General features: G+C 37.6%; 19 protein-coding genes. 14 read left to right on the top strand and 5 right to left on the bottom strand.

What is annotated here, in order from left to right:
• From BLW74_RS13380 to BLW74_RS13415, 8 genes are all read left to right on the top strand, one after another.
• Nucleotides 1-1,215 carry a LysM peptidoglycan-binding domain-containing protein gene (locus BLW74_RS13380; protein ID WP_089692933.1) on the top strand — a complete coding sequence of 405 codons (1,215 nt, stop codon included), beginning with the start codon at nucleotides 1-3 and terminating at the stop codon, nucleotides 1,213-1,215.
• Nucleotide 1,216: 1 nt separating this feature from the next.
• The gene (locus tag BLW74_RS13385) at nucleotides 1,217-1,870 is read left to right on the top strand and encodes a hypothetical protein (RefSeq protein ID WP_089692935.1); all 654 of its coding nucleotides are present in this window, start codon (nucleotides 1,217-1,219) and stop codon (nucleotides 1,868-1,870) included.
• Nucleotides 1,871-1,874: 4 nt separating this feature from the next.
• Nucleotides 1,875-2,417, top strand: a complete 543-nt coding sequence (locus tag BLW74_RS13390; RefSeq protein WP_089692937.1) for a hypothetical protein — start codon at nucleotides 1,875-1,877, stop codon at nucleotides 2,415-2,417.
• Between the two features lie 173 nt (nucleotides 2,418-2,590).
• Complete coding sequence (locus BLW74_RS13395) at nucleotides 2,591-2,884, top strand: toxin-antitoxin system YwqK family antitoxin (RefSeq protein WP_089692939.1); 294 nt, start codon at nucleotides 2,591-2,593, stop codon at nucleotides 2,882-2,884.
• Nucleotides 2,885-3,002: 118 nt separating this feature from the next.
• On the top strand, nucleotides 3,003-3,923 hold the full coding sequence (locus tag BLW74_RS13400; protein WP_089692941.1) for a helix-turn-helix transcriptional regulator: 921 nt from the start codon (nucleotides 3,003-3,005) through the stop codon (nucleotides 3,921-3,923).
• 53 nt (nucleotides 3,924-3,976) lie between these two features.
• A complete protein-coding gene (locus BLW74_RS13405) occupies nucleotides 3,977-4,594 on the top strand; it encodes an energy transducer TonB (RefSeq protein WP_228424904.1) in 618 nt (205 codons plus the stop codon).
• 1 nt (nucleotide 4,595) lies between these two features.
• Nucleotides 4,596-5,027 (top strand): nucleoside deaminase, encoded by a 432-nt coding sequence (locus tag BLW74_RS13410; RefSeq protein ID WP_089692943.1) that lies wholly within the window; start codon nucleotides 4,596-4,598, stop codon nucleotides 5,025-5,027.
• A 103-nt stretch (nucleotides 5,028-5,130) separates the two neighbouring features.
• Nucleotides 5,131-5,313, top strand: coding sequence for a hypothetical protein (locus tag BLW74_RS13415; protein WP_089692945.1), 183 nt, complete (start codon nucleotides 5,131-5,133; stop codon nucleotides 5,311-5,313).
• 96 nt (nucleotides 5,314-5,409) lie between these two features.
• On the opposite strand, the gene BLW74_RS13420 is transcribed toward BLW74_RS13415, so the two are convergent.
• The 5 genes from BLW74_RS13420 to BLW74_RS13445 all read right to left on the bottom strand — a co-directional run bounded on the left by BLW74_RS13420 (nucleotide 5,410) and on the right by BLW74_RS13445 (nucleotide 11,513).
• Nucleotides 5,410-5,937, bottom strand: coding sequence for a GNAT family N-acetyltransferase (locus BLW74_RS13420; protein ID WP_089692947.1), 528 nt, complete (start codon nucleotides 5,935-5,937; stop codon nucleotides 5,410-5,412).
• 64 nt (nucleotides 5,938-6,001) lie between these two features.
• Nucleotides 6,002-6,760 carry a type III pantothenate kinase gene (locus tag BLW74_RS13425; protein WP_089693587.1) on the bottom strand — a complete coding sequence of 253 codons (759 nt, stop codon included), beginning with the start codon at nucleotides 6,758-6,760 and terminating at the stop codon, nucleotides 6,002-6,004.
• Nucleotides 6,761-7,230: 470 nt separating this feature from the next.
• Nucleotides 7,231-9,069 (bottom strand): M1 family metallopeptidase, encoded by a 1,839-nt coding sequence (locus tag BLW74_RS13435; RefSeq protein ID WP_089692951.1) that lies wholly within the window; start codon nucleotides 9,067-9,069, stop codon nucleotides 7,231-7,233.
• Nucleotides 9,070-9,257: 188 nt separating this feature from the next.
• The gene (locus BLW74_RS13440) at nucleotides 9,258-9,737 is read right to left on the bottom strand and encodes a DinB family protein (protein WP_089692953.1); all 480 of its coding nucleotides are present in this window, start codon (nucleotides 9,735-9,737) and stop codon (nucleotides 9,258-9,260) included.
• Nucleotides 9,738-9,821: 84 nt separating this feature from the next.
• Nucleotides 9,822-11,513, bottom strand: a complete 1,692-nt coding sequence (locus BLW74_RS13445; RefSeq protein ID WP_089692955.1) for a DUF6909 family protein — start codon at nucleotides 11,511-11,513, stop codon at nucleotides 9,822-9,824.
• Nucleotides 11,514-11,818: 305 nt separating this feature from the next.
• Here BLW74_RS13445 and BLW74_RS13450 point away from each other — a divergent pair, with 305 nt between their 5' ends.
• The 6 genes from BLW74_RS13450 (at nucleotide 11,819) to BLW74_RS13475 (ending at nucleotide 22,099) form a co-directional block, all read left to right on the top strand.
• Nucleotides 11,819-14,014, top strand: a complete 2,196-nt coding sequence (locus tag BLW74_RS13450; RefSeq protein ID WP_089692957.1) for a glutamine synthetase III family protein — start codon at nucleotides 11,819-11,821, stop codon at nucleotides 14,012-14,014.
• A 135-nt stretch (nucleotides 14,015-14,149) separates the two neighbouring features.
• Nucleotides 14,150-14,842: a response regulator transcription factor gene (locus tag BLW74_RS13455; RefSeq protein WP_089692958.1), complete on the top strand. Its 693-nt coding sequence runs from the start codon at nucleotides 14,150-14,152 to the stop codon at nucleotides 14,840-14,842.
• Nucleotides 14,839-16,191, top strand: coding sequence for a sensor histidine kinase (locus BLW74_RS13460; RefSeq protein ID WP_089692960.1), 1,353 nt, complete (start codon nucleotides 14,839-14,841; stop codon nucleotides 16,189-16,191). The genes BLW74_RS13455 and BLW74_RS13460 overlap by 4 nt, the downstream gene beginning before the upstream one ends.
• Nucleotides 16,192-16,271: 80 nt before the next feature.
• A complete protein-coding gene (locus tag BLW74_RS13465; RefSeq protein ID WP_089692962.1) occupies nucleotides 16,272-17,663 on the top strand; it encodes a TolC family protein in 1,392 nt (463 codons plus the stop codon).
• Nucleotides 17,664-17,696: 33 nt separating this feature from the next.
• On the top strand, nucleotides 17,697-20,966 hold the full coding sequence (locus BLW74_RS13470; RefSeq protein ID WP_089692964.1) for an efflux RND transporter permease subunit: 3,270 nt from the start codon (nucleotides 17,697-17,699) through the stop codon (nucleotides 20,964-20,966).
• Nucleotides 20,967-20,992: 26 nt separating this feature from the next.
• Nucleotides 20,993-22,099, top strand: a complete 1,107-nt coding sequence (locus tag BLW74_RS13475) for an efflux RND transporter periplasmic adaptor subunit (RefSeq protein ID WP_089692966.1) — start codon at nucleotides 20,993-20,995, stop codon at nucleotides 22,097-22,099.
• Nucleotides 22,100-22,260: the final 161 nt, after the last annotated feature.

Consider the following 22,260-nt stretch of genomic DNA (forward strand, 5'->3'; position numbering starts at 1 on the left):
ATGAGTATAGTAAAACCATTAGGATTAAAAAAAATTGCACTAGGAAAGGAAGATAATAAAAAAAATGACGCTTCTTTATTTCACGTTGTTAATCCTGGGCAAAATTTAGCCAGAATATCAGAATTATATAGTATTTTTCCAAGTGAGCTAAAGCTCCTTAATAAATTAACAGATGATAAAGTATATCTTGGTCAGGTTCTTAAAGTAGATAAAAAGGAACTCATAAAGGAATTCGAAAAAAGGAATAATGAAAGAGAAGCAAGGAAGCCATTAATCAGGAAGAATAAAAACCTTGATAAATTAGTAACTGATGGCCCCAAATATATTCCAACATTAAATTCTACATTTCCTCACGAAGAATTCAAAATGAGAGACAGATATTATATGGATTTTGGATTTACAGAAAACCAGGTAATCTATGATGAAGATTTTAAGAGTGATATAAACTTTTGTATGAACGCCATATGCTGGATAGAACATCATGAATGCTATGATACATACGAAATAGATACTATAAAAGATCACTTTATATATGTAAATGTATTCTATATGAATAAATTAGGAAAATTAGTTTCTGGAAAACAAATTCATTTGGATTTTAAAACTCAATCTCAAAAAGTTCCACAAGGAGGATTCTATGCGTACGAAAAAAAATTATTGACCCCAATAAATAAAAAGATACATGAATATCTATCTGAAGGAAAAGATTTGCATAATGAAATTTTTATAGAAAAAAAATATAAATTTGCAACAGGCGCTGAAATATCTATAAACAATAACAACAGAGCTTACAAAGAATTAATAAATGCTTCTATGAGAAATGCATGTGGTGACACCAACCATATCTATGCATTAGTAGGAGAAAAAAAAGAAAAATTAGAGGAGATTTTAGACTGGATTTCCATTGCTGCAATTCCTGTTGAGATCCCTCTTAAATTTGTAAAACCAATACAAAGTTTACTAGAGATTATTGCTTATGCAAGTGATGTAGACTCTAAAACTAAAATTATTGATAAGTTTTTTGATGAAAGGGGCCCTATTCCACTTTCTCCAATTTATCATGATTTTTATGAAAAAGCAGATGTATCAAATGGCTCCGGGATACCAATTGGGGGCTATAAACAAATATTAAGAAGTTCTGAAAAATTAGATGAAGATTTTATAATGGGAGAAATATTGGAACTTTTACAAGAAGACCTAATCAAAAAAAAATAATATGAAAAAAGGATCAAAATATTTAGGAATTGTAATAGCTTTAATTTCGTGTACCAGCGAAAAAGAATTAATACTAACTGATATTCAACCTAAAACTATAAATCAAATCAAAAAAATGTCATTATATGAGTATAATAACATTTTGCCTCTGCAAACATCATCTGAAAAGAATATTTTTTACTCAAATATCAAACCTGATAATATTCGCACATCCAGAAGCACTAAACCTTTAGGAAGACTTGTTTATATTGATGAGCCTAAAGTTCTTGAATATTTTGATAAAAAAAATCATAATAAATTTGTCTATTATCACTACAGAAATGACAGCCTTATTTCTAAGGTATATCTTGTGGATAATTTACTTGAAAGTAATTCGGGTTTAAAAAATAAATCTACAATTACCAGCTTAGATCAGGTGAAAAACTTATTAAGTTCTTCAAATATTAAATATTCCGAAGAGGATATTTATAATGATGCTGCTATTCAGAAAAAATATAATATTGACTCTGTGGTAAAGATTAATGGAGAAAAAACATTTTTAATAGATAATAAATATCCAGCTATTGTATACAGTACTAACAAATTATTTTATATTGAAATAATCTACAACAAACTTTCCAACGGACAGAGGTATAATTGGATGTTAGAAAAATAAAATTATGTCAGAAGAAAAACAACAAATTATTTTAGTTTCAGCGAAGAACTATATTACTGAGGGTATAAAAAGCACAGAAGGCAAACGTAAGATATTATTTGTAAATCCTCAATTAAAAGATCATACTTTTTTAGAAAATGAAGTTTTTAAATCTATTTTCGGAGAAAGCTTAGGCAAAGAAGATTTATTCTTAGAGCCTGGTTCTTATGAGAATATTCTTAAGGCATATGAAAATATATTACAAAACCTTTTAAAGGATGAACATAAAATACCTCAAGAATATGCTAATGATAGAATAAACTATTTTAGAGAATATATAAAAGAACAGTGGGCAAATGACCATTTATCTTCGGAGGAACAAAATAATGCTAAATATAGTGATATCTATGAAGCATTAGGCGAATATTATATTGTATTTATGCGATCTACTAAAAGCATGATTCCATACAAGTTTAATAACAATTATCTACATTTTAAATCTTTTTATAACAGTGGTGAACCACTATACATTAGCAAACTTTTAAATTATAGTGATTTAGAATCTTAAAAACTTATTATTTAAGACTTTTTTAGGATAAATAACCACAATATACTTTCTCATAAAGATTTTCTTCCCATAGATAATAGGCCATAGCAAATGCTGTGGCTTATATTTTTGTTTAAACCTGTCATATTCTTGCTATATTGATAGCAGGCAAAATATGGAAGTAAATTAAAAATATGACATTATTAAAAATAAAAGAACATGATTTAACATGTGACCGTTTAGACGGCGGAGGAGTTCCTACATATTTTCACAATGGCAGTCCTTTTACAGGGATTGTTTTACGGTACTATGATACAGGCGAGCTTTTTTGCGAAGAGGAATATAAAGACGGATATCAGGAAGGATGGTTCAGATCTTATCATAAAAACGGTAAAAAATATACAGAATATAAAGCCCACAACAACGTAGAATATGACGGAACTTATAAAAAATGGGATGAAAATGGCAATTTGATGGCATCCTTCTAATAAGAATATAATAGATAAAAAAATAAAACACGACACGTTTTGTCGCATTAACCACATATATTTGTCTTATAAAACTTTACCATGAACTGCAGCGCTGCTGCACCCTAAAAAAAGAGAAATGAAGAAAGATTTTTATCTGACAAGATATGCCTTAATTATAAAAAGATTAGAAAGTTCTCCGGCAACATATTCCCAGCTGGAGGACTATCTTTTAAACTCTTTTGAATTCCAGGATGCAGGGATCAAAAGCTACTCTATCCGGACCCTGCAGAGGGATATCCGGGAGATTTCTGATCTCTTCAATCTTTCCATCCATAACAAAAAAAAAGGTGACAACCGGTATTATATTGAAAGCCGCCCCATCATGGAAGTGGATGAATACAATCAAAAGTTACTCGAATCTTTCCAGGTGAGTAACGCCATGAATACCCACCCCGATTTTTCAGATTTCATCTTCTTTGAAAGCCGTAAGCCCACCGGCGTAGAGCATTTCTACGACCTGTTCTTTGCCATCCGAAATAAAAGAGTGGTAAGCTTTGAGCATTACAATTATAAAAACAAACTGATGACTTCCAGAAAAGTTCATCCTTTAGCCTTAAAAGAATCCAAAGACCGTTGGTACCTTATTGCCATTGATACAAAGGATAAAGTTTTAAAATCATTCGGATTGGATAGAATCAATTACCTGGATGTATCTAAAAATCAGTTCAGAGAAAAGTACAAGTACAACTTCAGAGAACATTTCAAAAATGCGTTCGGAGTGATGAATCTGGCAGAACAGAAACCCCAGAATATTGTTTTAAAATGCAGCCGTCACCAGGGAGAATATATCAGAAGTTTTCCGCTTCATCAATCGCAAAAAGAAACCAGGGAAACTCCGGAAGAAATCTATTTTGAATTTTTCCTGCATCCTACCTACGACTTTATGCAGGAGATTCTTTCCTTCGGAAAAGAAGTTACCGTTCTGGAACCGAAAGGTTTAGTTGATGATATTCGCAATCATTTGCAGGAATCTTTAAACCGCTATCTTGAAAGCTGATAATACATACTTGATTTGATATTTTTCGTTATATTTACATAAATATACCCTTATTGAAAACTCTATTCATTGGCATCAGCTGTTTTATTTCTTCCTTTTTACTGTCGCAGCAGAAAGAAGAATTCAGGCTTGTAAAAAACTATTACAACCAGCACAGAACGATGCTGAATAAAGAATTCAAAAAAAAATTTGATGCAGAATCCAATACTGTAAAAAAAGCAGAGATTAAAGGAGACTTTCTTTTTTTCATGAAAAAAATGGACAGCATTGAAAACAATGCACTGATCGGAGCTTTATTGAAGGTGAGAAACCTGGAAGATCTTCATACCATCAAAAATCCCAAGCTTACACCATCTGAATATTTTTCAGATGCAGAAAAAACTGCAGATTATCCCGGCGGAATCAATTCTCTGAGACAGGAAGTAGCCAATCTCCTGTATGTGGACGGGGTGTATTCTGAAGAAAAAACAATAAAGACAGATGTTGCTTTTATTGTAGAAAAAGACGGCACAGTAAGCAATGTTCATGCACAGGGTGATAATTTCACTTTTAACAGGCAGGCAGAAATTGCACTCTATTCACTGGCCGAAAAATTTTCTCCCGCGATGATAAAAGGCGATCCTGTATGCTACCGTTTCAAAATTCCCTTAACTTTAACGATGACGGATTAAAATGTTTACTGACGAATATTATATGAAAATGGCTCTCCAGGAAGCAGAAGCCGCCTTAGAAAAAGATGAGGTTCCTATAGGATGCGTGGTGGTTTCTAACAGCCGTATTATCGCCAGAGCCCATAATCTCACCGAAACGCTGAATGACGTTACCGCCCACGCTGAAATGCAGGCCATCACCTCAGCCGCCAATTTCCTTGGAGGAAAATATTTAAAAGACTGTACGCTATACGTCACCATAGAGCCCTGTGTGATGTGCTCCGGTGCACTCTCCTGGTCTCAGATCTCAAAAGTGGTAATTGGAGCCAGAGACGAGCAGAGAGGATTTATCAATAAACATCTTTCTCTGCATCCAAAAACAGAAATTATTACAGGAATCATGGAAGCCGAGTGCTCTTCTCTAGTAAAAGATTTTTTCAAAAGCAAAAGATAACTTCTTATTAGGATGTTTTTTATAATACAACAACAAATTCAATAAAACATATACAGTAAATTGAATAATTAATTATATTTGACTACAACTAATACAAAATATCATGAAAAAATTAACAAGAAAAGACACCGCAAAAATTAATGGAGGTATCCGTCCGGATCAATGTTTTTATACTGATGATAACGGCGTAAGAAAAGTAGGATGTAAAAATCTCCCTTTCCAGGATGAAAGCGGGGTTTGGGTATATCCGTTAAAAGAATGCGATGCATGTCTTGGCGGACTTTAAAAGAGTTCATAGAATAATAGCAGATAAAAAGCCAGTGAATAATATATTCACTGGCTTTTGCTTTATAGGAGCCCGAAAGTTTTATATTCCGGCCGGTCAGTCTTTAAAAATAGCATACCGCACGATGTCAAAATATTCTCCGTCTTTCTTCATTTCCTGCTTCAGCACAGCTTCCTGCTTCATTCCAATTTTCTCCATAATTCTCCCGGATGCCGGATTGTGCAGAAAGTGAGTCGCAAAAATTTTATTGAACTCCAGTTTTTTAAAACCAAAATCTAAAACCGCTTGTGCCGCTTCGGTTACCAATCCTTTATTCCAGTAAGGGATTCCGATCCAATATCCCAGTTCTGCCTTATCATCATCTCTGTCATGCAGCCCGATAGCCCCCATAATTTGATCTTCTTTATTTCGAATGGCAAAAGTGTATCCTGTATGGTTATCGAAAGCTTCTTTTGACATTTTCAGCCAGGATGCGGCATCACTTTCCAAATACGGATACGGAATATTGGAAGTAAGATCAGAAAAAATCCTGTGCTGAAGATATTGAACAATAAAAGGAATATCCTTTTCTTTCAGTTCTGAAAGAATCAATCTTTCGGTTTGTATAATGGGAAATTTTTCCATGATAGCAAGTTTAGGTTAAGACTAAAGCATTTGTAAGGCTAACCTCAACTTTAATCATATTGGTTTATAAATCTTTTCCAAGGAAATAAAGGCCTTTCAGGGTATGGAGCCTGTCCATGACATGAATTTTATCTGTCAAAGGTTTATAGACATGAGATACTCCTCCTGTGGCCACTACAAAACAATCATCATTCACCTCCTCATTGATGCGGCTTACAAAGCCTTCCACCATTCCCAAAAAGCCGTACACCATACCACTTTGCATGCAGGTAACCGTATCCAGTCCCAAAACCGTTTTTGGCTTTTTCAGTTCTATATCCGGAAGCTGTGCTGTCTGATTGATCAGTGAATTCAGGGAAGTAACAATTCCGGGAGCAATGATCACACCTAAAGTTTCTCCTGTTTCTGCCACGCAGCTTGCGGTAAGAGCCGTTCCAAAATCTATAACAATCTTCTTTCTGTCCGGGTACAGATTATGGGCTGCCACAAGGTTCGCATAAATATCGGTTCCCATCTGTTTAGATTTTGCCTGTACTGCAGAAGGAGTATTCCTGTCAACAATCACAGGAGCAGTACCATGAATTTTTTTGATTCCGGAGCTCATTACTTTGGTAAGCTGAGGGACTACCGAGCCGATGATTACCTTATCAATTTCCTTTGGATCGATTTTATAGGTTTGATACAGCATCAGCATCTGTACATAAAGCTCGTCTGCCGTTCTGTAAGGTTTGGTATTGATTACCCATGAAATATCACAATTATCACCATTGAAAAGCCCAAATCTGATATTGCTGTTTCCTACGTTTATTACAATTGAATTCATTGACATGTTTTTCAGGGAAATTCATAAAATACCGTTGAAGTTCCCGCTTAATTTTGAAGCAATAAATTTAATAATTTTTATAAAAACATCCTGCCAATCTCCTATAAATTACAATGATCTCAATACTATCACTGGCAGAATTCTGATTAATCCAAAACAGGCCCGTCTGTACCTGCACAACTTCTCCGGAAGTTACAAACAATAGTGTTTTAATCTTCCGGACATCTCCGGAGGTTCAAAACAGGCTTTCGGGAGACTTCCGGAGAAGTCCGGAAGTCTCCCGAAAGCCGGGGGAAAGCAAATGAGACCTCCGGCAGTCTCCCGCCTGTCCGTTTGTAACAAAATGAGCTGTTTTTTCCTCATTACCGAATAATTCTGATATGATATAGCTTCAAAAACAGCTGCACAGATTAAAAAAATACCGGCGCGGAAATTTTATTTCCGCGCCGGTATCTGATATTTTGTATGAATTACTTTACTTCTACAAAATTGTTTTCCATATTTACATCTGCTATTCTCTGGCTGAAATCAATTCCCAGAACAGATAATTGAGATTTTGTATAAGGAATGGTAAGGGTATATTCTTTTTGTGTCCATGGCCAGTAAGGCATTGTTTTAAATTCACCATACACATCCTTTTCTTTCCATGTATGGGTCATATTCATGGGAATCTGATAGGTAACAATTTTCTTATCGGCCGTCATCACTCCAAAATCAATGGGCATTGGAACCTGACCGTTATTAACAAGGGTAATCGTAGTAGATTTTGCCTCATACTTTACGTCCTTAATTCCGTAATCAATCGTCTTTGTGGTATTGATCCAATAATTATGGAACCACTTCAGATCCATCCCGGAAACTTTCTGTGCAATATGAAGGAAATCTCTGTCTGAAGGGTGCTTCATACTCCACTGATCATAATATTGCTTTAAGGTTTCTGCCAGATTCTGCTCTCCCATAATGTACCCCAGCTGCACCAGATATAATTCACCTTTTACATAAGATGAGTAAGTATAGGCGGTACCGTTATCATGGTGATCTCCCAGCCATACGGCAGGTTCTTCAATTCCTTTTTTAATAAAGTTTCTGTAAGCATCCAGTGTTTTGGCAAAAGGATTCGGCAGTTCTTCCGGGAATAGCTGATACATGGTATAACCTTCCGCATAGCTTGTGAAGCCTTCATCCATCCACGGGCGTACAGATTCATTCGTGGCAAGCATCTGCTGATACCATGAGTGAGAACCTTCGTGAGCCATTAAGCCTAATAAATCTTTAACGCTTTTAGCTTCACCTAAGATCATGGTACACATCCCGTACTCCATTCCGCCATCTCCTCCCTGAATGAATGCATAGGTAGGATACACATATTTTCCAAAGTGAGAATTCATGATCTGGAAATATTTGGTGATGTAAGGCTGTGCTTCACCCCACGCTTTTGTTTTATCATTTTTCTGATACACCAGATACACCTTTGGTCCTTCCGGAACGTTGAAGCTTTCTACGGAATAATCTCTGTCTGCACTCCAGGCAAAATCAAGGATGTTTTTTGCAGTCCATTTCCATGTTACTTTCTTGTCTTTTTCTGCTTTTATTTTAGCATTGGCATCATAGCCTTTTACTTCTGCAGGGTTTTCCAGAATTCCTCCCGCGCCTACTACATAATCTTTGTTGATTTTGATGGTTACATCAAAGTCAGAGAACGGTGCATGAAATTCTCTTCCCAGATAATCGAAAGTAGCCCAGCCGTCATAATCGTACTCTGCAATTTTCGGGTACCATTGAGTCATCGTCATGTCTATTCCTTCCCTGTTATTTCTTCCGCTTCTTCTGATCTGCTGCGGGATCACAGAATCCCAGTCCATGGTAAAGGTAGTGGTGGACTTGGGTTTTAAAGGTTCTGCCAGGTATACTTTCATAATGGTTTCCTGAACTTCAAATTTCAGTTCTTTTCCATTTTGTTTAATCCAGTGGATATTCTGAGCGCCTTCCTGATCTTTAGGAATAGAGGCCAGTCTTGAGATTCCGTCTTTCTGTAATCTTCCATCTCCATTTTTCCCCTGGGAAGCTACTCTCTGATCCATCATCGAATTAGGTTTAAAAGCATTCCAGTATAAATGAAAATAAACCACATTCAGCTCATCCGGCGAATTGTTGGTGTATTCTAAAGTTTGTTTTCCCTGATAGGTAAATTTTTCAGCATTAACATCAATATCCATCTTGTACTTCGCAGCCTGCTGATAATAAGCTCCTTGCTGAGCGTGAAATTGTGAAATGATAAACGCAAAAATGATTGCAGCCGATTTTCTCATTTAAAATTTTATTTTTTATAAAGGTAGGTAATTTAAACAAGACCTTCAAATAGGAGTTATTTGAAGGTTTTATTCTGTTTATTATGGTTTTAGATGAATTTTAATTGGGATTGTTAAAATCTTTTTTAGCCCTGATTCCCATTACATGTTGCCAGAGTTCAGGTTCTTTAGAAGGTATCCCGGCTAGATCAGTATTTTGATGGGCTTTTCAATAGTTTTTTGAGTAGGGTAATCTGTCCCAGATGATAGTAGCTGTGTTCAATCATTCCGTCAATATTTCTTCGGTAGGTTCCGTATTTTTCGTCAACGAACACCTCATCAAGTTGAGAATCGGGCATTTGTTCCAGTAATGCCGCAAACTTTTCAGAATCTGTCCATAGTTTATTCAACAGGTCTTTCCATTGCTGCTGAGATTCCAGAGGAGGAAGATCAAAACTGAATTGGTCTCTGATCTCCAGATCACCGCCTTCCAACACATTGATGATCCCTGCAATATAATAATCAATGTGAAAAGTAAGCATAGCAATGGTATTTAAAGAACCTACTTTGGCAACCGCCTGTTCCCAGCTCACATCTGAAAGCTGATCTTTAAAATTGGTATTGGCGATCCAGAGACCATCCAGCATAACTTCTCTGAATCTTTTTGATAATTCTGACACTGAACTCATAGGCTGCTATTTTTGTTTTCTAAAATACAAAAAGCCTCAAATGTAAGATACATTTGAGGCTGATATTATACTGTTGAATTACAATTATTTTTTAGCAGAAGCTTCTTTCTTACCACTCTTTAAAATCTTCTCCAAAATTCTTAAAGTGATCAGATAAGTTGGTTTTACCCCTGTAAGACCCAATCCTCCTGAAGACAACGTACTTCCTGTTTCCAACGGATTATCTGATGCATAATAAGCATACATTACAAACAGATCCGGTGAAATATGGTGTCTTATTTTAGAGGCTACCTGAATGGCTTTCTGGTAATGGGCCCCTTCCATTTCAAGACCGATGGCCTTCCATGAGGTATTCATAAAATATAAAAGAATATCTTTATTCTGAAGAGATGTTCCCAGTACCGTAATCATCGGCCCTTCGAAAGCTTTTAGCTCGTCATCTTGGAAATCTTCCAGCTTCAAGGCATTTTCAAAAGGATAGTTATCTGCTGTTCCTTCAAAAATATGGGAAGTAGGAATCATAATATCTCCTTTTTCTCCGGTAAGAATTCCGGCTTTCCCCATGATAGAAACGGATTTCACATGCATCATATACACTTCTCCTTTATGCTCAAAAGGTCTCAGTAATTCATCCATTACTTCAAAGGCCTGTTCTCCGAAAGCATAATCAAAAACCATCACCACATCATCTCCTCCGAACTTGCAGTCTGCAAATGGTGTATTTTTCAGATCTGTTTTGCTGAGGTCTATAATCTGTACATCAATATTGCTTCCGCTTTTGTCGGCAATATGGATCATGCCTTCGTCCAAAGCATATTTCAAAACCTTGTCACGAAGTTCTTTTTTATTCGAAATCTCTTCATAGAGTTTATAATCTACCTCGTCATGCTGTTTCTTTTTAAGGGCATTATTAGCGTAGAGCATATTTTTCACCGAGTGCATGTTGGCAGAAATAATATGTAGAGGACGCATATGAAGATTGTTTTCAAATAAAACTTCTTTCACTTTGTTGGCCCACTTTTCACCAAAATAATGGTGCCCTACTCTTTCTTTTAATATAGAACTGAAATGAATTTCTCTTTCTCTGCTTCCTTTGGCATCGTCCAGACTTACTTTTGCAAGGTTGTAGATGATTTTGAACAAACGGTCAGGGTTATGATCATCACCGAAAGTATTGTAAGCTCTTAATGTTTCATCAAAAGATCTTCCTATTAAAGAAGAAAGATGAATAAGTGCCACTTCTTTTTCTTTTCTGCTGAATTTCTTTTCACCCTTCACCACTTCTTCAATAATTTTGAAAGCACGGGTAGGTTTCCAGTTTTCATCCTGGATAAATGCCAGGTTACGAACTTTATCAGCTTCTATAAACAGGAAGGTAAGGTGGGTAAGGATGTCATAAATTTCGGAACGGCCCAAAAGAACCTCAATATTCATCTGGTGTTCGTCTATTCTATAACAGTTTCTTCTTCTTTTCTTGGGAACAATAGGTTCGAAACTTCCTTTATCAAACCCTTCATCCGATGTAAGATGAATAAAAGCGCATTCTTCAATCCCTTCCGGAAGCCTGTCTAAAACATACATCAAACCGTCCAGCTCCAATTTGCTAGGAATATTCATGGTTCCGTAGATTTCCGGATTGATGGTTTTCAACAAACTTCTGATACTCTCTCCTGAAACTCCGCCCGGCTTGAAAAATCCTCTATAAAATAGGTGTCTCATAGAGATATATAGTCTTTCAATAGCCTCTGTGGTTTCTCTTGCTCTAGAATTTGTCATAAAATAAATTTCACACAAATATACAAAATCTTTACCCACTTTATTTTAACTGTCTTTTAATAAGTAGCTTAATCCCGAAGAATTATTGTATCTTGTACTTTATATAATACATTTATATATCTACTTTACAAAACATGCCTGAAATCTCAGGTTTTTGGCGTCATATCACAAAATACCCCGCTCAAAAAACACCAAACAACCGTTTAAATTACATAATTATTAAGCACACCCCTAATTTTTTTAGGGTCAACGCATTTTCAATTCATTTTTTTTGTAAATTTGCCGTGTAAAAAATCAACCCAATTATGTCAACCTTAAGATTCAAAGCATTAGAAACCCTTCCGTTTAAGGATTTCAGAAAAGACAACTCTGTTGAGATCCCTGCGAAATTATCAGAGCTATTCTGCAAAAATGTTTTCTCAGAAGAAACAATGAGAGAATATTTAACAAAAGAAGCATTCAGTTCTATCATAGATGCCATTAAAAAAGGAACTAAAATCCAGAGACATATTGCAGATCAGGTAGCTGTTGCCATGAAAGACTGGGCAATGAGCAAAGGAGTAACACACTATACGCACTGGTTTCAGCCTTTAACAGGCACTACTGCAGAAAAGCACGATTCTTTCTTTACTCCGATTGAAGGAGGAAGAGCGATCGAAAGATTCAGCGGAAACATGCTGATCCAGCAGGAGCCAGATGCCTCTTCTTTCCCGAACGGTGGTATCAGAAATACTTTTGAAGCAAGAGGTTATACAGCCTGGGATCCTACATCTCCGGCATTCATTATGGGAACTACACTTTGTATTCCTTCTATCTTCATCTCTTATACAGGAGAAACATTAGATTACAAAGCACCGCTTTTAAGAGCTTTGAACGCTGTAGATGAAGCTGCAACGAATGTAATGCAGTATTTTGACAAAAACGTAACGAAAGTAACGCCTACTTTGGGTTGGGAGCAGGAATATTTCCTTGTTGATTCGGCATTATACCAATCCCGTCCGGACCTTGTACTAACTGGCAAGACCTTACTGGGACACTCTCCGGCAAAGGGACAGCAATTGGATGATCACTATTTCGGTTCTATTCCTACAAGAGTAATGAACTTCATGAAGGAGCTGGAAATCGAATGTATGAAATTGGGAATTCCTGCAACAACAAGACACAATGAGGTTGCACCTAACCAGTTCGAGCTTGCTCCAATGTTTGAAGAAGTAAACGTTGCGGTAGACCACAACTCTTTACTGATGGACATCATGGCAAGAGTAGCTCACAAACACCACTTCCATATTCTTTTCCACGAAAAACCATTTGCAGGGGTAAACGGAAGCGGAAAACACAATAACTGGTCTTTAGCAACAGATACTGGAGAAAATCTTTTAAGCCCGGGAAAAAATCCAAAGAAAAACTTACAGTTCTTAACATTCTTTGTGAACACCATTAAGGCGGTTCATGAGTATGCAGACCTTTTAAGAGCAAGCATTGCTTCTGCAAGCAACGACCACAGACTTGGTGCCAACGAAGCTCCGCCGGCAATTATTTCCGTATTCATCGGAACTCAGCTTTTCAGTGTATTGGAAGAACTTGAAAAAGTAACCAACGGAAAATTATCTCCGGAAGAGAAAACAGAATTAAAATTAAATGTAGTTGGAAAAATTCCTGAAATCCTGTTAGATAATACAGACAGAAACAGAACTTCTCCTTTTGCATTTACAGGAAATAAATTTGAGATCAGAGCGGTAGGCTCTTCTGCAAACTGTGCAGAGTCTATGACGGTAATGAATACTATTGCGGCAAAGCAGCTTAATGATTTCAAGAAAGAAGTAGATGCTTTAATTGAAACTGGTCTTAAGAAAGACGAAGCCATCTTCAATGTATTGAGAGAATACATCAAGCAATGTAAAAACATCATGTTTGAAGGAGACGGATATTCTGATGACTGGGCAAAAGAAGCTGAGAAAAGAGGATTAAACAATCTTAAAACAACTCCTGAAGCGTTAAAGCAGGAAATGGATAAGAAATTCTTAGATCTATATGAAGAAATGGGAATTTTCAACCACAGAGAAGTTGAAGCAAGAAACGAAATTAAATTAGAGAAATACTCTACCGTTATTGATATTGAAGCAAGAGTACTGGGTGATATCGCAAGAAACCACATCATTCCTTCTGCATTAAATTATCAGAACAGATTAATTGAAAACGTAAAAGGCCTTAAAGAAATCTTTGGTGATAAAGAATTCAAGTCTCTGGCAAAAGAACAGATGAGTTTAATTACAAGCATTTCTGAAAATGTTTCTAAAATTAAACTGGGAGTTGAAGATCTTCTTAAAGCAAGAGAAGCCGCAAAAGGTATTACAGACAGCCAAAAACAGGCAGAAAGCTATTGTAACCAAGTAAAACCATTATTCGATCCTATCAGAGAAGCTTCTGATGCACTGGAAATGATGGTAGACGATGAGCTTTGGCCGATGACAAAATACAGAGAAATGTTGTTTACAAAATAACGTCCTGTAAAGTTCCATATTAGTTTAAATTCCCCGATTTACGGGGAATTTTTTATTTAGCTTAAAACACTCATAGACAAAGACTTCTACAACTTCAAATTTGATACAGAATTTAGCTATACCTTTGTTTCCGTTATGAAAATCCTCATCATAGAAGACAACCATGAACTGGCCCAAAGTATGAAATATTACCTTGAAGGCGAAAACTACATCTGCGAATGTGCTTACCATTACCATGAGGCTATGGAAAGACTCAGCTTCCATTCTTATGACTGTATTTTACTGGATATTATGCTGCCTGACGGAAACGGATTAAACATTTTAAATTATATAAAAACTGAAAAAATCAGCAGCGGTATTCTAATTATTTCTGCCAAAAATGCGTTGGATGACAAAATTAACGGATTGGAAAAAGGTGCCGATGACTATATCACAAAACCGTTTCATCTTCCGGAATTGCATGCCAGGTTAAGAGCCGTATACCGCAGAAAGAAAATGGATGGCTACAGTGAAGTAAAATTCAATGAAATTGCATTAAATACGGACACTTACGAAGTAGTGATTCACACAACAAGGCTGGAGGTCACCCAAAAAGAATTTGAACTGCTGCTATATTTTCTGGTGAACAAAAACCGTGTACTGTCTAAACAGTCTATCGCCAACCATCTTTGGGGAGATTACACTGATAATTTAGCTAATTTTGACTTTGTGTATCAGCACGTTAAAAACCTGAGAAAAAAGATCGGGGCTGCGCGCGGCAACGATTATATAGAAACCATCTACGGATTGGGCTACAAGTTTAATGCTCTGAAATATAGTGGCGCATGAATTTATTGAATAAAATATCAGTCTGGTTTATTGCCATTATATTACTGGTTACTCCGGTAAGCATGTATATTTCCTATACCAGCATAAAAAAACGCCTGGACAATGTTGAAATAGAAAGGCTTAAGCATGTTAACATTTATGTTATCAATCAAATAAAAAAAGGAGAAGATCCGGCAAAAACATCACAGGGGCTCCCGATTTCTATCAATTTACAGACTAAAAAGAATATTCCATCCGAACCGGAAGTTATTCATACCTGCCTGGAAAACAAAGGGGTTTCCAATAATGAATGTAAGATTCAGGTCAATTCTTACACAAAAGTTGATGACAAAATTTATAAGATTTCTTCATACGGCTATGTTTCCGCCACGCAGCAGATCATGAGCGGGATGCTTGTGGCGCTTATCTGGAAATTATTATTGATTATACTCATTGTTTTTATTACGGCAAGGATTTTATCTAAATTCATTTTGAAACCTTTTCACCACGCCATTCATGAGCTTCAGCAGTTCAGCATTCAGAAAAAGGACCGGCTGCAGCTTCAGGAAACAAGCACCAGGGAATTTAAAAAGCTTAATGAATTCCTGAAAACAATGACGGATAAAGCATTGGAAGACTATGCTTCTGTAAAAGAATTTTCAGAAAACGCCTCCCATGAAGTTCAGACTCCCCTGGCCATTATCCAAAGTAAAATAGAACTGCTTGCAGAAACAGAGATTAATGAGAACCAGGCCATTTTATTAACTGACATTCAAAATTCTATTGATAAATTAAGCAGGATAAACCGCTCACTCATTCTCCTTACGAAACTGAATAACAACGAATTTCCAACCAACGAAGAACTGAAATTCTGCCGCGTGGAAAAAGAAGCATTATGCATGTATGCCGATCACCTTGCTTTAAAAAAGATTACACTGAACAGGAATTGTGAAAAAAGTGTTTTCGTTAAAATACACCCTACATTAGCAGAAATCCTTCTGAGTAATCTTCTGTCTAATGCAATTCGCCATAATCTCGAGGGAGGAAAAATTGAAATCAATTTAACACATCATTATTTTCAAATTAATAATACGGGACTTCCTCCTCATGTTCCGACCCAGGATTTATTTAAACGGTTTAAGAAAAGCAATCAGTCTCAGGAAAGCATCGGGCTCGGGCTGTCTATTGTAAAACAGATTTGTGAAGTCAATGATTTTTCTGTTCATTATGATTTCACAAATGGCTGGCACAGCATTACTGTCTATTTTGATCATACCAACATGCATGAATCTTCCATCTCAGAAAGGATATTAACAGAAAACACCATGATATTTGAACCCGTAGAACAGATGGTGAATTTTGCTAAATAATTGTCGTTTTATAGTATTTCCCCAACTTCAAATTTGCTTCAAAATGTATTTTTTACTTTGAAAAAAGAAAAATACGTTAGATGCTTTCAAGAGTTTTTATTCTCGCATTATTATCCGTCTTTTTTACGAACACAGCCAACGCACAGCAGGTTCTTACCCTTCAGTCTGCGCTGGAAACAGCTGTTCAGAATTACGGATCCATCAAAGCCAAAGAATCTTATCGGCAGTCATCGAAAGAATCAATAGAATTGGCAAAACGGCAATACCTGCCCAATCTTAACATGAGTATCCAGCAGGATTACGGAACCGTCAACGGACAAAACGGCCCTTTGTACGGATTCGGAGGATATGGAGTCGCTTCATCCGGGCTTCCTCTTCCCGATCAAAACTGGAACGCTTCTTTCGGAGCCCTGTATCTGGCCAATGTCAACTGGGAGTTTTTCTCCTTTGGAAAAGCCAGGCAAAGGGTGAAAGTTGCCGAATCTAAAAACCAGAGAGATACTCAAGATTTATCGGATGAAATTTTCCAGCACAAAATAAAAGTGACGGCCGCTTATCTGAATGTTTTAGCTGCTCAGAAACTAAAACTTTCGTATGCCCGGAATCTGGGAAGAACCGATACCATCAGAAGAATTGTTGAGGTGAAAGAAAAAAACGGAATCGTTCCCGGTGTGGACCTCTCTCTTGCTAAAGCAGATTACGCCAACGCAATGATCACCTACACCAAAGCAAAAGACAACGAACAGGAACAGGAAAATAAACTTGCCCAATTATTGGGAATTCCCCCTCAGGAATTTGTGCTTGACAGTACTTTACTGAAAAGAATTCCGGCAGATTTCCCTTCTGAAAAGAACTCTTCTTTGGAAAACCATCCTTTACTGGCTTTGTATAAAAGCAGAATAGATGTCAGCGAACAGGAAAAACAATTTCTTAAAACCCAGTATTACCCATCATTTTCAATGGTAGGGATCATTCAGACGAGAGGTTCCGGGTTTGGAAACAACTATGCGCAGAATCAAAATGATTTTTCTTCCTCTTACTGGGATGGAATTCATCCTACCAGAAGCAATTACCTTCTCGGGATCGGCGTTTCATGGAATCTGACACAAACCTACAGACTGTCAAAGGAAATAAGCGCTCAGGACTATGTAAGCCAGGGTTTAAAACGTGAATATGACCTTGCAGAACAGCAATTAAAAGCACAGCTGGACTTATCTGATAATAAGTGGAAAAATGCAGTTCTCATTTATGATCAGGTTCCCGTTCAGCTCAAATCTGCCACTGATGCTTATATCCAAAGGTCTGTTTTATACAAAAACGGCTTAACAGATCTTGTGGATTTATCGCAAGCTATTTATGCCCTGGTGAGAGCTGAGACGGACAGAGATATTGCCGTAAGCAATGTATGGAACGCCTTACTATTAAAAGCTGCCGCCATGGGCGATTTTTCAGTATTTGAAAGTGAACTGTAAGATGAATATCAATTATAAATCAATAGTATCTCAATGAACTTAATAAGATTTGCATTAAGAAAACCCATTACGATTTTGGTGATTGTCGCCGGGCTGTTTTTCTTCGGAATCCGGTCTATGAACTCCATTAAAGTAGATATTTTCCCCAAGCTGGATTTACCGGTAATTTATGTTTCCCATCCTTTCAGCGGATATACCCCACAGCAGATGGAAGCATTCTTTGCCAAACAATACATCAATATTTTCCTTTTTGTGAACGGGATTAAAAGTATTGAAACCAAAAATATTCAGGGTCTCACGTTAATGAAGATTAATTTCTATCCCGGTACCGATATGGCACAGGCTGCTGCAGAATTAAATTCATTTTCCACCAGAATCCAGGCTGCTTTTCCGCCAGGATCCAACCCTCCTTTCATTATTCGTTTTGACGCATCCACACTTCCTGTAGGGCAACTTGTACTGAGCAGTGATAAAAGGTCAAATAATGAACTGCTTGATCTTGCCAATGTGTATGTCCGTTCCACATTTACTTCCATTCCGGGAATTGTCTCCTCACCTCCCTTTGGAGGAAATATCCGGACAGTGGTTATCAATGCAAATCCAGACTTGCTCCGGCAGCACAATATGACTCCTGATCAGCTTGTGGAAGCACTTCGTCTCAACAACCAGACTGCCCCTTCCGGAAATGTAAGAATCGGAGACAAATATTACATCACTCCCACCAATACGATGATTAAAAATGTCAAGGATTTCGAGAATATTCCTTTATACAAAGGCAGTGTTCAAAATCTTTATTTAAGGGACGTTGCCACCGTTACTGACGGAGCGGATATGACCTCCGGTTATGCTCTGGTAAACGGACGCCGTTCCGTATATCTGAGTATTGCCAAAAGTGCCGATGCTTCCACATGGGATGTTGTGCAGAATTTAAAGAAACAACTGCCCCAGATTCAGTCTAACCTTCCGGATGATGTGAAAGTCAGCTTTGAATTTGACCAATCGACGTACGTCATCAATTCTGTTAAAAGTTTATTGAGCGAAGGAACTATCGGAGCGATACTTACGGGCCTGATGGTAATTTTATTTCTCGGTGACATCAGAGGGGCTTTGATTGTAATCCTCACTATTCCCACTTCTATTATTTCGGCGGTGTTATTCCTGAATCTATTCGGTCAGACTATTAATATTATGACCCTAAGCGGGCTTGCCCTCGCTATTGGAATTCTCGTGGATGAAAGTACCGTTACCATAGAAAATATCCACCAGCATCTGGACATGGGAAAACCTAAATCTCTCGCCGTCTGGGATGCCTGTAAAGAAATTGCCTTTCCCAAACTGCTCATTCTATTTTGTATTCTGGCCGTTTTTGCACCGGCATTTACGATGGGAGGAATTCCGGGATCTCTGTTCCTGCCTCTTGCGCTGGCCATCGGTTTTAGCATGATTGTTTCCTATTTCCTTGCACAAACTTTCGTTCCTGTTATGGCAAACTGGATTATGAAAGTGAAGCACCATAAAGCAAAAGACGGACATGTTCTGACAGATTCTGAAGAACTTGAGAGAGCAGGATTAACAGATGAAAGTGATACATGGAGCCAGAAAGAAATTCTGCTGCAAACCGAAGACAGCAACCGTGACGGGAAAGTAAGCATGTTCGAGAGGATAAGGTTCCGCTATCTGAAGTTTTTAGACAGAATTATGCCGTACAGAAAAATTCTGGTTTCTGCTTATATTATATTGATGATGGCAATGGTAGCCCTGTTCTTAAACAGTATAGGAAGAGATGTTTTACCACAGGTGAACGGAACTCAGTTTCAGGTAAGAACAAGAATTCCGGACGGAACCAGGATTGAAAAAAATGAGCTTCAGACCTTAAAATTATTAGACGGCATCAAAGAAATTGTTGGTAAAGACAATGTTTCGATCACTTCTGCCTATGTGGGAACCCACCCTACTCTTTTCTCAGTAAGCCCTATTTACCTATGGATGGCAGGCTCTCATGAAACCGTTTTACAGGTTGGGTTAAATGAAGACTACCATACCAACATGGATGATCTGAAAGACAAAATCCGGGAGAAAGCAAAAACCATTAATCCGGATATGAAATTATCTTTTGAACCTATCGAATTAACCGAAAAAATTCTCAGTCAGGGATCGCCTACTCCTATTGAAGTAAGATTGGCCGGAAGAGATAAAAGTGTAAACGAAGCGTATGCTAAAAAAATAGAAGCTGAACTAAAAAAAATACCGTATTTAAGAGATGTTCAGATAGGTCAGTCTATAAAATATCCTGCACTTGACATCAATGTAGACCGAGTTCGCGCGGCCCAGCTGGGTATTGATATGTCTGACGTTTCACGGTCTTTGGTAGCTTCCACCTCATCATCAAGATTTACGGAAAAAAATATTTGGACCGATGAAAAAGCGGGCTACAGCTACAACGTACAGGTTCAGATTCCTGAAAATAAAATGAACAGCAAAGAGGAAATTGCAGGAATTCCGCTGCAGAAAAACTCCAATAGACCGAATCTGGGTGATGTGGCTACCATTAAAAACAGCTTCACCTATGGAGAAACCGACAACCTCGGAGCAATGCCGACACTTACTGTTACAGCCAATCTTAATCATACCGATTTGGGAACTGCTTCAAGAGATGTTCAAAAGGTAATTGATCATATCGGAGAACTGCCGAGAGGTCTTAATGTTCAGCTGATAGGTTTAAGCCAGACCTTAAACGAAACATTAAGCAGCTTACAATATAGTTTGATCATTGCTATCGTTGTGATATTCCTGATGCTTGCCGCTAACTTCCAGTCTTTTAAAGTTTCAGGAGTTGTATTGGTAACAGCACCAGCCGTTTTAGTGGGCTCTTTAGCGTTATTAATAATCAGTGGATCAACACTCAACCTTCAATCTTATATGGGAATCATTATGTCTGTGGGAGTTTCTATTTCCAATGCCGTACTGCTGATCACCAATGCAGAACAGCTGAGAAAACATAACGGAAATGCTTTACTTTCTGCCAGAGAAGCCGCGGCGCTGAGGTTAAGGCCCATTGTAATGACCGCTCTGGCAATGGTTGTGGGAATGATTCCTATGGCATTAGGATTAGGAGAGGCCGGAGATCAGGTTTCCCCACTGGGAAGAGCCGTAATCGGGGGATTGGTAGCCTCTACTTTTGCTGCGCTTTTCATCCTTCCGCTGGCATTTGCCTGGGGACAAGGAAAAGCGACTACCCAAAGTGTTTCTCTCGATCCTGAAGATGAGGAAAGCATACACTTTATGCCTGAAATTGTAAAATAAATAACCTTAAGCTATTAAAATAAAAGATGAACAGATTATATCAATATTTAATTCCGGCAGTACTGATGTTCAGCCTCCAAAGTTGTGGACATGAGGAGAAGAAAGAAGTTAAAAAGACGGAGGAATCCTCTTCACCGGAAATTGAAACAGTAAATCCCAGACAGGAAGATTTTTCCTCCTCTACCGCTATTCCGGGAGAATTGCAGCCCTATCAGAAAGTGGATGTTTACGCAAAGGTAAGCAGCTTTGTTAAAAAACTATATGTGGATGTTGGAAATGAAGTAAGAGCAGGCCAGTTACTGGCTACTTTGGAAGCACCTGAAATCAATTCTCAGCAAAGTGCAGCTTCATCAGCTTTAAAATCAAAAGAAGCCCTTTACATTGCCAGTAAAGCGAAATATGACCGTTTAAAAGAGACGAGCAAAACACCGGGAACAATTTCTGCTCTTGATCTTGAGCAGGCCCTGGCCGCACAGAAATCTGATCTCGCCCAATTGGAGGCAGCAAAAGCATCCTACCGGGAAGTTGCTGATGTTAAAAATTATCTGCAGATCAGGGCTCCTTTCAGCGGGAACATCGCTACCAGAAATGTAAGTGCAGGAGCCTATGTGGGACCATCAGGAAAAGGATCTGACCTTCCTATGTTCAGTCTTGTACAGCAGGACAGATTACGTCTTGTTGTGAATGTTCCGGAATCGTACACCGGATTACTGAATAAAAACGGAGCTATTAAATTCTCCATCCAGTCTATTCCCGGAGAAACATTTACGGCAAAAGTATCACGATTTGCGGGAGCATTAGACAACAAATTACGTTCGCAATGGGTAGAAATGGATGTATATAACAAAGATAAAAGGCTTCTTCCGGGGATGGTGGCCAACGTTATTCTTCCTTTAAGCGAAAACAGTAAATCATTGTCTGTTCCTTCTTCAGCTGTACTCAATTCTACTTTGGGTGTATTCGTTATTAAAGTGGAGAAAAATACAGCACATTGGGTCCCTGTGACATCGGGAATTGCTAATGGTGAGACCACAACCGTTATTGGACAGCTATCACCGAGCGATGTAATTGTTAAGAATGCATCAGAGGAAATCCGGGATGGACAGAATATTAGAATTAAAGCCCCGAAATAGGCTTATAATAACGGATTCATTAACAAAAATTATAATACCGTTTTTAGACTTAACAATTTGAAAAATGTACTGATTCAGGATAAATTGGAATAAGTTTGTTAAAGAATCTTAATAAAAAAAACCGCACACTTACCAAAAATGGGCTGTTGCGGTTTATTTTT

This window comes from Chryseobacterium culicis (assembly GCF_900108365.1).
Taxonomy (GTDB): domain Bacteria; phylum Bacteroidota; class Bacteroidia; order Flavobacteriales; family Weeksellaceae; genus Chryseobacterium; species Chryseobacterium culicis.

What these genes read in the sequence shown, in the direction of transcription:
- BLW74_RS13470 (WP_089692964.1), top strand. Translation starts at nt 17,697, where the DNA reads ATGAACTTAATAAGATTTGCATTAAGAAAACCCATTACGATTTTGGTG.
- BLW74_RS13450 (WP_089692957.1), top strand. Translation starts at nt 11,819, where the DNA reads ATGTCAACCTTAAGATTCAAAGCATTAGAAACCCTTCCGTTTAAGGAT.
- BLW74_RS13410 (WP_089692943.1), top strand. Translation starts at nt 4,596, where the DNA reads ATGTTTACTGACGAATATTATATGAAAATGGCTCTCCAGGAAGCAGAA.
- BLW74_RS13435 (WP_089692951.1), bottom strand. Translation starts at nt 9,069, where the DNA reads ATGAGAAAATCGGCTGCAATCATTTTTGCGTTTATCATTTCACAATTT.
- BLW74_RS13380 (WP_089692933.1), top strand. Translation starts at nt 1, where the DNA reads ATGAGTATAGTAAAACCATTAGGATTAAAAAAAATTGCACTAGGAAAG.
- BLW74_RS13415 (WP_089692945.1), top strand. Translation starts at nt 5,131, where the DNA reads ATGAAAAAATTAACAAGAAAAGACACCGCAAAAATTAATGGAGGTATC.
- BLW74_RS13440 (WP_089692953.1), bottom strand. Translation starts at nt 9,737, where the DNA reads ATGAGTTCAGTGTCAGAATTATCAAAAAGATTCAGAGAAGTTATGCTG.
- BLW74_RS13395 (WP_089692939.1), top strand. Translation starts at nt 2,591, where the DNA reads ATGACATTATTAAAAATAAAAGAACATGATTTAACATGTGACCGTTTA.
- BLW74_RS13390 (WP_089692937.1), top strand. Translation starts at nt 1,875, where the DNA reads ATGTCAGAAGAAAAACAACAAATTATTTTAGTTTCAGCGAAGAACTAT.
- BLW74_RS13425 (WP_089693587.1), bottom strand. Translation starts at nt 6,760, where the DNA reads ATGAATTCAATTGTAATAAACGTAGGAAACAGCAATATCAGATTTGGG.
- BLW74_RS13420 (WP_089692947.1), bottom strand. Translation starts at nt 5,937, where the DNA reads ATGGAAAAATTTCCCATTATACAAACCGAAAGATTGATTCTTTCAGAA.
- BLW74_RS13465 (WP_089692962.1), top strand. Translation starts at nt 16,272, where the DNA reads ATGCTTTCAAGAGTTTTTATTCTCGCATTATTATCCGTCTTTTTTACG.
- BLW74_RS13400 (WP_089692941.1), top strand. Translation starts at nt 3,003, where the DNA reads ATGAAGAAAGATTTTTATCTGACAAGATATGCCTTAATTATAAAAAGA.
- BLW74_RS13475 (WP_089692966.1), top strand. Translation starts at nt 20,993, where the DNA reads ATGAACAGATTATATCAATATTTAATTCCGGCAGTACTGATGTTCAGC.
- BLW74_RS13445 (WP_089692955.1), bottom strand. Translation starts at nt 11,513, where the DNA reads ATGACAAATTCTAGAGCAAGAGAAACCACAGAGGCTATTGAAAGACTA.
- BLW74_RS13455 (WP_089692958.1), top strand. Translation starts at nt 14,150, where the DNA reads ATGAAAATCCTCATCATAGAAGACAACCATGAACTGGCCCAAAGTATG.
- BLW74_RS13385 (WP_089692935.1), top strand. Translation starts at nt 1,217, where the DNA reads ATGAAAAAAGGATCAAAATATTTAGGAATTGTAATAGCTTTAATTTCG.
- BLW74_RS13460 (WP_089692960.1), top strand. Translation starts at nt 14,839, where the DNA reads ATGAATTTATTGAATAAAATATCAGTCTGGTTTATTGCCATTATATTA.